The following is an 11796-nucleotide window of genomic DNA, read 5'->3' as shown; positions in this document are numbered from 1 at the left end:
TGTACCACGTGTACATTCCGCTTTTTCACTCGTTTTCGCCTTGTCTCGCCTTAGCTCGCGAGATCGTAAACACGTTCTCAGAGCCTGTGCAAAGTCTGCTGCGCGTCGGCGATACGGCGTTGAGAACAAGCTCAACTTGCTCATATGTCTCTTGTACACTTCGCTTTTTCGCTTGTTTTCGCCTTGTCTCGCCCTTGTGCGCGAGACTCTGAGCAGGCGTTTAAAAACGGGACTTGAGTCGGAGAAGCCGCCTCCCGCTTGACGAGCATTCAGTGAAGGACGGCCATATGGCGAATGTGGAGTGGAACGGGCTGGTCATCCGCCGCGCGAGCGCGGCCGACGCGCCCGCGGTATTGAAAATTTTCGATGAAATCATTGCCTGGTTCGTCGCCATGGGCAACTCGGAGCAATGGGGAAGCAAGCCGTGGTCAGGCCAGCCGCGACAAGTGGAGCGGGTGGTCGAGGCGTGCTCGCTGCCGGGAGCGTGGGTGGCGGAGGATGAAGGCGGCGCCGTATTGGCCGCCTTGGTGCTGGGAGAGGCCATGCCCTATGCGCCGGCCGCGACGGAGCCCGAAATCTACGTGCGCTTGCTGGTCGCTTCCCGCCGCTCCGGCGCGCGGGGCGTCGGCCGGCGTTTGATGGCTTTCGCGGACGAACAGGCGAGGCTGGCCGGCGTCAAGCGCTTGCGCGTGGATTGCTATGGCGGGGGCTCGGGGGCCTTGGCGCGTTTTTACGAGTCCTGCGGTTATGAGCGCATCGCCGCATTCGACGTGGACGGCTGGCCCTGCCAGTTGTTGGGGCGCGTTCACGCTTCTGCCTAGGGCGAGGCCGCTTGGGAAAGCGGCTTGCTCGCATGGCGCGCTGCGCCGCGCGCAGCGGCCCACGAACGGACTCCAAGGCCAGGATGCCTGGCCCGGAAGGACGGCGCGGGCAATGGCTCAGTCCAGCGTGTCCATATAGTCCTTGCCGCGCAGCCGCCCGGTTTGCGCCCAAGGCAGCGGCTGGCCGGCGGCCAGCGGGCGGATGTCCACGCGCATGCTTTCGCGATGGCGGCCGTCCTGCGAGCGGGACTCCACCCGCAGCGGCAGCGCCCAGCGCGCGCTCCACTGCAATTGCTTGCTGTGGCCCTTGGCTGTTTTGCGATACCAGCGGCTGCCGTCCGCGCCGGGGCCGACGGTAAAGCCTTTCAGTTTTTCAATGTCCACCAGCTGGCTGGCCAGGGTCCAGGAGCCGTCGAAACCCACGTCGCTCCATTCGCGCTGGCCCACCTGTATCAGCAGCCGCTGTTGCGGCACGGCGAATTCCAGCCGCGGCTGGCCTTTGGCGTCCAACCACACGTGGCGGCTGGCGGCGGCGTAGTCGATATGATCGTGGCCGTCTTCCGAGCCATGATCGTGGTCATGGCCACCGGCGCTCGCGTTCAGCCGTTCGCGCCAAACGTGTTTGCCCTGGCGGGTCAGCTTTTCCCGATAGCGTATGGTTTTCTCCACGCCGTCGTTGCCGATGGTGACGGTTTCGTAGCTGATGGTGGCCACCAGGTCCGGCGCGGCGGCGCGCAGCGCCGGGGACAGGGTCAGCAGGGCCAGCGGCAGCAGGATTTTCATCGCGGTCTTTCTTCGTGCGTAAAAGTAGGCTTGCCCGTGGGCAAGCCGAATGGGTGCCTCCGGGACGGCCGCGCCGGGCTTGGAGCGGCGCCGGCGCGGAGCTCGTCGCGGGGGCGGGGGCTTAGAGCCTGTTTACGATTTCGCGAGCTAGAGCGAGACAAGGCGAAAACGAGTGAAAAAGCGGAATGTACACGTGGTACATGAGCATTTTGAGCTGGTACTCACCGTGCAACGCTTCACGACGCGCAGCAGATCGTAAACAGGTTCTTACAGGCCCAGCGCGCTTTTCACCAGGCCGAACACCTTGGTGTTGTCCATCACGCCCTTGAAGCCCTTGGAGCCGGCGCCGCCGGACATCAGCATCACGTCGCCGCCGCCGTGGGTTTCGCTGGACAGGCGGATGCCGGTTTCCTGCTGGTAGTCGTCGCCCATCGCGGTGGCGGAGTCCACCGACACGCGGCTGGCCTTGCGGTTGGGGCCGTTGCCGAAGACCAGCGCGGTGTAGGTGGCGCCGTCCGCGTCCTTGGATTCCTTGCCGTCGGCGTAGCCGCGCACGATGTCGTGGATGGGGTTGCCGCGCTTGGCGTAGCCGTTGATGGTCATGGTGTGGTCATGGTCCGCGGTGACCACGATCAGGGTGTTGTTCAGGTCCACCTTGGCCAGCGCGGTCTTGATGGCGTTGTCGAAGGCGATGGTGTCTTCCAGCGCGCGTTTGGCGTTGGTGCCGTGCAGCGCGTGGTCGATGCGGCCGCCTTCCACCATCAGCACATAGCCGTTGCCGTTGCGGGCCAGGGTGTCGATGGCCTTGGCGGTCATGTCGGCCAGGCTGGGCTGGTTCAGATTGTTCTTCACCCGGTCCAGCTCGTAGTCCATGTGGTCTTTGTTGAAGATGCCCAGCAGCTTGCCGCCGGACTGCGGGTTGAAGGCGGCCAGCTCGCTGCCGCTGCTCACCAGGGTGTAGCCCTTGGCTTGCATCTCGGTCAGCAGGTTGCGGCCGTCCGGGCGCTTGCCGCCGGAGGCGGTGGGCAGGAAGAATTTGCTGCCGCCGCCCATCAGTACGTCCAGGCCGGCGCCCAGCTTGGCGTTGTAGCCGACGCCGCCCGGCGCCGCCTGGGCGGCGATGTCGGATTCGGCGTCGCGGTGGCAGACGTGAGAGTAAGTGGCGGCCGGGGTGGCGTGGGTGACGCGGGTGGTGGTCACCGCGCCGATGGCCTTGCCCTTGGCCTTGGCCAGTTCCAGCAGGGTGGTCGCCGGCTGGCCGTTGCCGCTGCCGCAGTTGCCGGTGCCGTTGCTGTTGGGGTCGATGGCGCGGGTGTCGGCGGACATGGAGATGACTTCGTTGTTCATCTTCACGCCGGTCATATAGGCGGACATGGACGGCGCGCTGTCGGTGGTTTGCGCGTCGTTGGAGAAGGTTTTGACGCGGGCGGTGCGGGACAGCTGCTCCATGTTCAGCTTGCCGGCTTCGCCGTATTTGTAGATGCGGGCGGCGGTGACGGTGGTGGGGCCCATGCCGTCGCCCAGGAAGAAGATCACGTTCTTGGCTTCGCCCGCGGCCTGGGCCGGGAGCGCGTGCAGGGCGGCGGCCAGCGCGGCGGCGCTGAGCAGCGGTTTCATCATCGGTTTCATTGCGGTTCTCTTGTATGGGTTTGTGTAGCGTTTGGGGGCGGCGGCTCAGAACCTATTTACGGTCTGCTACGCGTCAGCGATACGGCGTTGAAAATGTCTTCAAAATGCTCGTGTACCGTGTGTACACTCCGCCTTTTCAGCCATTTTCGCCTTGTCTCGCCCTTGCTCGCGAGATCGTAAACAGGTTCTCAGAGCGCGGCCGCTTTCTTCACCAGGCCAAACACGTCGATGTTCTCCAGGAAGCCCTGGAAGACGTCCGAACCCTGGCCGATGGCGCCGATGAAGACATCGGTGCCGCCGTGGGTTTCGCCGCCGGCCGGCATGCGCACCGCGGCTTCCTGGTGGTAATCGTTGGCGGAGACCGCGGCGTCGGTCAGCGCGGTGGCGGCGTTGCGGTTGCCGTTGACGCGGTTCTCACCGTTGCCGAAGCCGATGATGGAGTAGGGCATGCCGTCGGCGTCGGTGGCCACGCTGCCGTTGCTGTAGTTTTTCACCAGGCCCAGCACGCCGGGGTTGCTGGGCGTGGTCTTGCCGGTGCGCTGGGCGTAGCCGTTGAGCACCAGGGTGTGGTCGTGGTCCGCGGTGACCACGATCAGGGTGTTTTTCAGGTCCGGATCGCGCTGTTTCATCGCGTCGATGGCGGTCTTGATCGCCTGGTCGAAGGCCACGGTGTCCTGCAGCGCTTTCTTGGCGGTGGTTTCATGCAGCGCGTGGTCGATGCGGCCGCCTTCCACCATCAGGAAGAAGCCCTGCTTGTCCTTGCGGTCCGCCAGCATGGAGATGGCCTTGGCGGTCATCTCGGCCAGGCTGGGTTCCTTGGCGGCGTCGCGGTCCAGGTCGTAGCTCATATGGCTGCTGGTGAACAGGCCCACGGCGCGGGTGGTCTTGGCCGGGTCCAGCGCGTTGAAGCCGGTTTTGTCCGCGGCGTAGCCGTAGCCCTTGGCTTTCAGCTCCGCCACCAGGTCGCGGCCGTCGGCGCGCTTGCCGCCGGCGGCCTTGGGCAGGAAGAACTGGCGGCCGCCGCCGAAGACCACGTCCACGCCGTCTTGCAGCTTGGCGTTGAAGAGCGCGCCGCCCGGCACCAATTGGGCGGCGATGTCGGATTCGGCGTCGCGGTGGCAGACGTGGGCGTAAGTGGCGGCCGGGGTGGCGTGGGTGACGCGGGTGGTGGTGACCACGCCGGTGGCCTTGCCGCCGGCCTTGGCCAGCTCCAGCAGGGTGCTGACCGGCTGGCCGTTGCCGCTGCCGCAGTTGGAGGTGAAGTCCGCGGTGGGGGATTTGGCCTGGGTGTTGGTGGACATGGAGATGACTTCGTTGTTCATCTTCACGCCGGTCATGTAGGCGGACATGGACGGCGCGCTGTCGGTGACCTGGGCGTCGTTGGAGAAGGTTTTGACGAAGCCGCTTTCCGGCAGCGTGTCCATGGTCAGTTCGCCGTCTTCGCCCACGGAGTAGATGCGGGCGGCGGTGGTGGTGTTGATGCCCATGCCATCGCCCAGGAAGAAGATCACGTTCTTGGCGACGGGACGTAGGCCCTGGTTGTTGTTGGCGGAGCCGCTGGCGGGGCCGCCGTTGCTGCCGCAGGCGGCCAGGCCGATGGCGGCCGTCACGGCCAGGGTCAGGCTGAGGGTGCGCATGATGATATGTTCCGGGCATGAAAAAAACCGGCCCAGCATAGTGGGCGCATGTTTCGGCCAGGAGAGGTTTTGATGAAGATTTTGTTGCGGGGTCAACCGGAAGGACGGCTTGAGCGTTGGAGAGCCGCGCTCAGCGTCGCTTGGCGCACAAGGGCAGCAGCCGTTGATAGGCGGCGTTGATTTCCTTGCTTTTGCGTTCCGCCAGTTCGCGCAGCTCCAGGCCCAGAGCGCTGACCTTGTCCGGATGGTATTCCGCCATCCGCGCCCGGTAAGCGGCTTTCAGCTCCTCCGTGGAGCAGGGCCAGGCGATTTGCAGCACCTGGCAGGCGCGTTCGGTATCGGAGACGGGGTTGGTCGGCGGCGCCTCCGGCCGAGAAGCACTCAACGCCCGGCGGATCAGCCAGTAGGCCAACAGGGCAAACAACAGCAGCGCAATCAATCGCATCAACACGGCTCCTTGGTAGGGGGCCGCCCGCGCTTGCGGACGGCATAGCAATATGGAGCGGCGGGCCGGCCGCGGGTTCCCGGCGCGGGGCCACGGTGGGTGAACTATGCCGCCGGCGGGCGGTCCCACCCAGCCCGGTTATGTTCTTTAATTTAGAGCCGCCTGCCGATCCGGGGGGCCGCGGCTCGCAAGGAAAAGCATGCGTTCCACCATCCGTCCGGCCGTTCGCGCCGACATCGCCGCGCTGTTCGACATCCGCACCAGCGTCCGGCAAAACCACCTTTCCATTGAGCAACTGGCCGGTCTGGGCATCACGCCGGAGACGATAGCCGAAACCATCGCCGACGCGCCCTGCGCCTGGATCGCGGAACAGGACGGCCAGCCGGCCGGCTTCGCCATGGCGGACCTGGACGCCGGCGAAGTGTTCGCCTTGTTCATCAAGCCGGAGTTCGAGGGCTTGGGCCTGGGCCGGCAACTGCTGAGCCAGGCCGAGGCCGCGCTGTTTCAACGCCATCCGGTGATCCGGCTGACCACCGACGGCGACGCGGCCATCCGCGCCAACGGTTTTTATCGGCGCCAGGGCTGGCGGCAGGCCGGCCCGGCCGAGGGCGGGGACCTGTTGTACGAGAAGCGGCGCGAGGGCTGAGCGAGGCGCGCCTCCGGCGACGAGACTGAAGAGCCGGGGGCGTGCCGGATACGCGTGACTGGCAGGTAAAGAGGGAGCGCTTCTTCTTTAAGCGCATAAGCATAAGCCAATATGCCACTACAGCCGCGCCGGCTTTTATATTATGATGCCGGCTCTGCGTTGTTTGCCGCCCCTGTCCGCAACACCCCGTTCCCTGTTTCATGCCAAGACGCCGCGTTTCGCGCGCGCCTTCGTCGTCGACTGTTTTCGGGTGGCCGCGCCAAGTCATAGATGATAGCCGTCCTGGAGTTTTGAATGAGTTTCGCCACCTTATTGCTGTACATCGTCGCCGTCAGCGCCGTGATGATCACCCCCGGTCCGTCCATGTTGCTGGCGCTCAACAACGGCGCCAGTCACGGCATGCGCATCGCCAGCTACGGCTTTGCCGGCGCGGTGCTGTCCGATCTGCTGCTGATCGCGGCCGTGGGCTGCGGCCTGGGCGCGTTGTTGCAAGCGTCGGAACAATTGTTTTCCATCGTCAAATGGGGCGGCGCCGCCTATCTGGTCTACCTGGCCTGGATGATGTGGCGCGCGCCCACCCAGGCGCTGGCGGCCAGCGAGCAGGGCGGCGAGGCTAGCGGGCGCGGCACGTTTTTGCGTTCGCTGGTGGTGGGCTTGTCCAATCCCAAGGGCCTGCTGTTTTTCACGGCCTTCCTGCCGCAGTTCATCCGCCAGGACCAGCCGGCGGTGCCGCAATACCTGATTCTGGCCGTGGTCACCGCCAGCGTGGATTGCGTGATGATGTTCATCTACGCCTACGGCGGTCGTCACGCGATGCGCACCTTCTCCGCCCGCGTGATGGGCTGGATCAACCGCAGCTGCGCCGGCATGTTGGCGGTGTTGGCCATCGGCCTCAGCCTCTACCGCCGTAGCGATATGAGCTGAGCGCGTCGCCGTTGCGCGAGAACAAGCCCGCCGGAATCGGCGGGTTTTTTTATTCAGGCGTGTCGCCGGAGGCGACAAAAAGCCGCCCCTGGGGGCGGCAAGAGGACATCGATAGATACAAAGGAGGGGAGGACTGGTTCCTGAACCCTGCGGCCAATCTACCCGCCGCCTGTGACAGGGGGATGACGGCTCAGCGCAGCGGCGATGCCGCCGATGCCGGCGCGCGGCGCGTTGGGCTTGTCGCCGCGTCCCGGTACACCCGCACATAGTCCACCACCATCTCCTGCGGCCAGCGCGTGGACGCGTCCGGCGCGCCGGCCCAATCCCCGCCCACCGCCAGATTCAGCACGATGAAGGCCGGTTCTTGCAAGGCGCTCCAGCCGTCGCCGCCGTCGGTTTTCATCGTCACCGTCTGATAGAGCCGGCCGTCGACGAAGTAGCGGATCGCCGCCGGCGACCACTCCACGGCGAAATCGTGGAAACGGTCGTTGAACCAGCCCAGATCCGGCGTGACATAGGAGGCCGACGCCGTTTGCACCGTCCCGGCCGGCGCGCCGGGCTTGGGCCGGTGCGCGCTGCCCCAGACGGTGGCGTTTTCCGCGCCGGCCTCGCTGCCCACCATTTCCAGGATGTCGATCTCGCCGTAATGCGCGGGCTGATCCCAGCGCTGGTTCAGCATCCAGAACGCCGGAAACATGCCCTGGCCGTAAGGCAGCTTGATGCGCGCCTCAATCCGGCCGTAGCGCCAGGCGGCCTGGCTGCGCAGGCGCGCCGAGGTATAGTCGCGGCCGCCGTAAGCCTGCCGCCGCGCGGCAATATGCAAGGCGCCGTCGCGCACCGTGACATTGTCCCCGGTGGTGTAATACTGCAGTTCGTGCAGGCCCCAGGGGCCGGGGCCGGATTCCAGCCGCCACTTGGCGCTGTCCAGCGCCGCGCCGTTGAACTCGTCCTGCCATGCCAACTGCCAATTGGCCGCCGCGGCGCCGCCGCTCAGCAGCGCCGTGATCGCGGCGGCTGCCGCCATCTTGCTTTTCATCGCTCATCTCGCGCAAGTTTGTCGAGCGTCCAGCATAGCCGGAAGCGAGAGCGGCGCAGCGCGGCCGCGCTTGGCAGTTTTACCAAGCGCCGCGGAAACAGACGCGCTGTCGGAGAGTAGGGGCCTTTATCGGCCCGGCTTGAAGTTTTAAAAGCGGGCGGCTGTAAGTTATTGCGCCAACAGGGCTGGGCGCGATTTATCGTTGAAGATTAATGCATTGGTCATGGGGCGTGCCTGCGCTTTGGGACAGGCGGCCCGGCGATGCGTTGGAGGGCGTTTTCCGCGTGGGCGCGGCTTGCTACGGCCGGCTCCGCTCCCAGGAGGCCTGGGTTTCCAGGAACAAGTCGTGCAGCCGGTATTTGTCCCAGATGAAGGCGGTTTCCTTGGCGAACAGGCCGGCGCGCAAGGCTTGCCTGAGCTTGGCCAGGATGGCCGGCGGCGTGTCCGGATGGCAAATCAACCAGCGTTCGGCCGGCGTCAGCGCCAAGGCCTTGCGCGGCGGCGGGCCGTCTTCCGCCGCGGGCGGGGTGTCACTGACGAAGACCTCCAGCCGCTTGGCCGCCAGCATTTTGAAACCCAGCGCCGGCTTGGCGATGGGGATGTAGCTCAGTTGGGCGGAACTGAGCAGATCGCGCGCTTCCGCGATGTCCACTGTGCCCAGGGTCATGCCCTGCATATCGCGCAGATTCTTGAACGGCGCCGCGTTGCCGCGGGCCACGTAGGCCTGCAAGACCACCGGCGAGATGGCGGCCACATAGCTGACGGTTTCCGCCTTGCCCTGGTCGAAGTTCACATCCAGCGCGCAAGTGTTCTTCTCCGCCGCGGCCAGGAAATACGCGCGCTTGGCCGGTACGCTTTTTAGCGCCACCTCCAGTCCGGCCTTGGTCGTCAGGTAGCGGAAGGCGTCGGCGTAGGGGCCGCCGAGGCCGTCTCGGGCCGGCGTCAGATAGGGCGGATGCGCGTCCGCCACCACGGTCAGCAGCGGCTGGGCCTGGGTCAGGCAGGCGGCGCCGGCCAGCGCCGCCGCCAGCCGTCTGAACGCGGGCGGCGGGCTCAAGACTTCACCAGATCCACCGGCGTGCGCACAATGCTCTGCATCTCGCTTTGCGTCAGCCGCTTGTTGAAGGATTCCAGCCCCAGGCGGATGGCGTACTCCGCCTGCAAGGCCGGGTGCTGGTCCGCGGTGGCGTAAATGCGCTTGGACGCCAGCAGCGCGGCCATCTCCGGGATGTTGTCGTAGCCGCCTATCAAGACCTTGCCGTCCCGCTTCAATTCCGTCACCGCCTGCGCCGCGCCAATCGCCATATTGTCGTTGCCGCACAAGAGCGCGGCCAGGTCCGGCGTCTGTTTCATCAGCTTCAGCGCCGCCGCTCGTCCGGGCTCCCGTTCCCAGTCGCCCCAGGCGAGGGCGGTCAGCGTCATATTGGCGCTGGCTATCGCTTCGCGGTAGCCGTCGCTACGCGCCTTGGCGTTGATGGAGCCGGGCAGGCCCTCGATGATGGCCACCTTGCTGCGCGGCTTCAAGGCGCGCAGCACATAGTCCCCCACCGCGCGCGCGCCGCTGAAATTACTGGGGCCGACAAAGGGAATGTTGACGCCGTGGCTGGCCAGCGCCCGGTCGTCCAGTTTGTTGTCCAGGTTGATCACCAGCAGGCCGCTTCGCACCGCCTTGATCAGCGCCGGGATGATGGCGCGGGAGTCCGCCGGCGTGATTAGCAGGATCTGCTCGCGGAGGGCAATGCAGGCTTCAACGATTTTGATTTGCCCGGCCAGGTCGGTCTCCCCCTGCACCCCGTCTATCGTCAGCTGATAGTCGCCGCTGTGCTGGGAGTGGTGCCTGCGCGCGCCGGCCGTCATCACGCTGAAGAAGGGGTTTTTCAGCGATTTGAGCACCAGGGTCACCGCGGGTTTCGTCGCGGCCGCCGCCAGCCGGGGCCAGGCCAGCAGGCCCAGAGATGCCAGTAAAAACGCGCGCCGCCGCATGGAGCTCCCCCGCCTGTCGAATGAATGCGCCGGCAAGCCGCCGGCCAGGCCCGGCCGCGCGGCCAGGCTCAAGGATATGGCTTCTTTATAGAGCACAGCGGGGAGGGCGGCAGGAGCGGCCGATCCATGCGTTTGAGGGGTTTGGCCTCACCCTAGTCATCGATGGGCGTCGTCATGATGGGGGCAGGCCAAGCTCTGCCGCAGCGGCGGCTGTTATGGAAACATGGCCGTAAAGGACGCTTGGCGCGGGCGTGTGGAGTGACGCTTGAGTGTTTACCCTAATCCCTGCAAAATCTAGCACCTACTCTCTAACAATTAATACATTCCGCCGATGAACATTTCTCTCCCCCTTGCGCTGCGCGCCTGCGCCGCGTTGTGCTTGTCATGGCCCGCCGTCGCGCCGGCCAAGTCCTTGCCGGTTCAACCCGCCTCCACCGTGGTCGCCGACTATCTGCAACAGGCCAAGGCCAGCCAGCAGCCGGCCGAACTGCTCAGCTCGGTGGTGGAGGACGGGGTGGAGGTGCGCATGTACCGGATGGTGTCTCAGCAATGGCCGGGGGCCGGCAGCGGCATTAGCAGCAACGCGCCGCTGTGGGAACAGCAGTACAAGCTGGCCCTGCCTTTGAATCGCAAGCCGGGCACCCCGGTGTTGCTGTACGTCAACGGCGGCAGCAATCACGCGCAGCCGCCCAAGCTGCCGGACCGCTTGCCGGCGGAGGCGCTGGCGCGCGATCTGGGCGTGCCGGTGGCCGAGCTGTATTTCGTGCCCAATCAGGAGCTGCAGCTGGACGAGCAGCCCACCGGCCGCGAGGACGCGCTGGTGGCCTATACCTGGCGCAAGACGGTGGATCAGCCGCAGGCGGAGCGCTTTAGCTCCCTGCATCTGCCGATGACGCAGGCGGTGAGCGCGACGATGGACGCCTTGCAGCGCAGCCTGCCGGGCAGCGAGCGTTTTGTGGTGGCCGGCGCGTCCAAGCGCGGCTGGGCCACTTGGTTGGCCGGCTTGAACGACAAGCGGGTGAGCGCCATCGTGCCGGTGGTGGCGGATTTCTGGAATGTGCGAGACAACTTCACCCATGTTTACAACAGCTACGGTCAGCAGTGGCCGGCGGCGTTGCGCGATTATCAGCGCAACGGCATCACCGAGGACGTATTGCAGGGCGGGGCCGGCCTGGACGCCTTGTTGCGCTTCGAGGACGTGGTCAATTACCGCGCCGACATGGCGCGTTTGAGCAAGTACATGATTTCCGCCTCCGGCGACGATTTCGCGGTGCCGGATTCCGCCTGGAGCTATTTGCCGGCCTTTACCGGTCCCACCCAGCTGCGCTATCTGCCTAATCAGTCGCACTATGTGAAGGGCGATCAGATCGGCAAGGCCTTGCGGCAGTTCATGCGCCGCTGGCTGGCCGGCAAGCCCATGCCACGGGCGCAGGTGGACGCGGACCCGGCCAGCGGCAGGCTGCGCGTTAGCGTGGCAGAGCGCGAGGCGGGCAAGGCGACGCTGTGGCTGGCGCATAACCCCGCGAGCCGGGATTTCCGCTTTAACTCCGGCATTCGTTATCAGCCCAAGGGGATAGAGGGCCAGTGCCGCCGCGGCAGCTGCCGCTTCGAGTTCAAGCCGGACGCCTCGCAGCCGGGCTGGCAGGCTTATTTCATTGAGTTCGAGGGCCAGGACTTCGCCTGGAGCACGCCGCCGCTGGTGTGGCCGCACGCCTATCCCAACGGCGAGCCGGTGCCGTTTGGCGCGCCGCGTTTGCAATTGGGGCGCTGATCGCGCTTGGGGCGGGCGATTTGACCGCCTGCGCCTGATCCCGAAGCCGGCTGAGCCGGCTTTTATTTTTACGATTATTTGTATTTTTTAGTCCAATATGGACTTTTTTGTTTACATTTTG

General features: G+C 65.6%; 11 protein-coding genes. 4 read left to right on the top strand and 7 right to left on the bottom strand.

Annotated elements, in window-relative coordinates:
• The first annotated feature begins 287 nt into the window (after positions 1 to 287).
• Positions 288 to 821, top strand: coding sequence for a GNAT family N-acetyltransferase (locus HA052_RS17785; protein ID WP_166452916.1), 534 nt, complete (start codon positions 288 to 290; stop codon positions 819 to 821).
• Between the two features lie 117 nt (positions 822 to 938).
• On the opposite strand, the gene HA052_RS17780 is transcribed toward HA052_RS17785, so the two are convergent.
• The 4 genes from HA052_RS17780 to HA052_RS17765 form a co-directional block, all read right to left on the bottom strand.
• Complete coding sequence (locus HA052_RS17780) at positions 939 to 1604, bottom strand: hypothetical protein (RefSeq protein WP_166452915.1); 666 nt, start codon at positions 1602 to 1604, stop codon at positions 939 to 941.
• A 267-nt stretch (positions 1605 to 1871) separates the two neighbouring features.
• Positions 1872 to 3233 carry an alkaline phosphatase gene (locus tag HA052_RS17775; protein WP_240937415.1) on the bottom strand — a complete coding sequence of 454 codons (1362 nt, stop codon included), beginning with the start codon at positions 3231 to 3233 and terminating at the stop codon, positions 1872 to 1874.
• 188 nt (positions 3234 to 3421) lie between these two features.
• Positions 3422 to 4870, bottom strand: coding sequence for an alkaline phosphatase (locus HA052_RS17770; protein WP_166452914.1), 1449 nt, complete (start codon positions 4868 to 4870; stop codon positions 3422 to 3424).
• Positions 4871 to 5000: 130 nt separating this feature from the next.
• A complete protein-coding gene (locus HA052_RS17765; RefSeq protein ID WP_166452913.1) occupies positions 5001 to 5315 on the bottom strand; it encodes a DnaJ domain-containing protein in 315 nt (104 codons plus the stop codon).
• Between the two features lie 199 nt (positions 5316 to 5514).
• Here HA052_RS17765 and HA052_RS17760 point away from each other — a divergent pair, with 199 nt between their 5' ends.
• Positions 5515 to 5961, top strand: a complete 447-nt coding sequence (locus HA052_RS17760; RefSeq protein WP_166452912.1) for a GNAT family N-acetyltransferase — start codon at positions 5515 to 5517, stop codon at positions 5959 to 5961.
• Positions 5962 to 6255: 294 nt separating this feature from the next.
• Positions 6256 to 6885 carry a LysE family translocator gene (locus HA052_RS17755; protein ID WP_166452911.1) on the top strand — a complete coding sequence of 210 codons (630 nt, stop codon included), beginning with the start codon at positions 6256 to 6258 and terminating at the stop codon, positions 6883 to 6885.
• A gap of 190 nt (positions 6886 to 7075) precedes the next feature.
• On the opposite strand, the gene HA052_RS17750 is transcribed toward HA052_RS17755, so the two are convergent.
• From HA052_RS17750 to HA052_RS17740, 3 genes are all read right to left on the bottom strand, one after another.
• Positions 7076 to 7921 (bottom strand): glycoside hydrolase family 16 protein, encoded by an 846-nt coding sequence (locus HA052_RS17750; protein ID WP_166452910.1) that lies wholly within the window; start codon positions 7919 to 7921, stop codon positions 7076 to 7078.
• A 298-nt stretch (positions 7922 to 8219) separates the two neighbouring features.
• A complete protein-coding gene (locus HA052_RS17745; RefSeq protein ID WP_166452909.1) occupies positions 8220 to 8978 on the bottom strand; it encodes a transporter substrate-binding domain-containing protein in 759 nt (252 codons plus the stop codon).
• Positions 8975 to 9976: a substrate-binding domain-containing protein gene (locus tag HA052_RS17740; RefSeq protein WP_166452908.1), complete on the bottom strand. Its 1002-nt coding sequence runs from the start codon at positions 9974 to 9976 to the stop codon at positions 8975 to 8977. Before HA052_RS17740 ends, HA052_RS17745 begins: the two co-directional genes overlap by 4 nt.
• Positions 9977 to 10235: 259 nt before the next feature.
• On the opposite strand from HA052_RS17740, the gene HA052_RS17735 reads away from it, so the two are divergent.
• Positions 10236 to 11675: a PhoPQ-activated protein PqaA family protein gene (locus tag HA052_RS17735; RefSeq protein ID WP_166452907.1), complete on the top strand. Its 1440-nt coding sequence runs from the start codon at positions 10236 to 10238 to the stop codon at positions 11673 to 11675.
• Positions 11676 to 11796 lie beyond the last annotated feature (121 nt).

This window comes from Chromobacterium fluminis (genome assembly GCF_011602385.1).
Classification (GTDB): Bacteria; Pseudomonadota; Gammaproteobacteria; order Burkholderiales; family Chromobacteriaceae; genus Chromobacterium; species Chromobacterium fluminis.
The sequence above is the reverse complement of the archived record's forward strand: the minus strand, read 5'-3'. Positions and strand labels throughout refer to the sequence as shown.

Excerpts from the sequence above, each read along its gene's own strand:
- HA052_RS17765 (WP_166452913.1), bottom strand. The coding sequence starts at position 5,315 with ATGCGATTGATTGCGCTGCTGTTGTTTGCCCTGTTGGCCTACTGGCTG.
- HA052_RS17770 (WP_166452914.1), bottom strand. The coding sequence starts at position 4,870 with ATGCGCACCCTCAGCCTGACCCTGGCCGTGACGGCCGCCATCGGCCTG.
- HA052_RS17780 (WP_166452915.1), bottom strand. The coding sequence starts at position 1,604 with ATGAAAATCCTGCTGCCGCTGGCCCTGCTGACCCTGTCCCCGGCGCTG.
- HA052_RS17775 (WP_240937415.1), bottom strand. The coding sequence starts at position 3,233 with ATGAAACCGATGATGAAACCGCTGCTCAGCGCCGCCGCGCTGGCCGCC.
- HA052_RS17750 (WP_166452910.1), bottom strand. The coding sequence starts at position 7,921 with ATGAAAAGCAAGATGGCGGCAGCCGCCGCGATCACGGCGCTGCTGAGC.
- HA052_RS17755 (WP_166452911.1), top strand. The coding sequence starts at position 6,256 with ATGAGTTTCGCCACCTTATTGCTGTACATCGTCGCCGTCAGCGCCGTG.
- HA052_RS17760 (WP_166452912.1), top strand. The coding sequence starts at position 5,515 with ATGCGTTCCACCATCCGTCCGGCCGTTCGCGCCGACATCGCCGCGCTG.
- HA052_RS17735 (WP_166452907.1), top strand. The coding sequence starts at position 10,236 with ATGAACATTTCTCTCCCCCTTGCGCTGCGCGCCTGCGCCGCGTTGTGC.
- HA052_RS17785 (WP_166452916.1), top strand. The coding sequence starts at position 288 with ATGGCGAATGTGGAGTGGAACGGGCTGGTCATCCGCCGCGCGAGCGCG.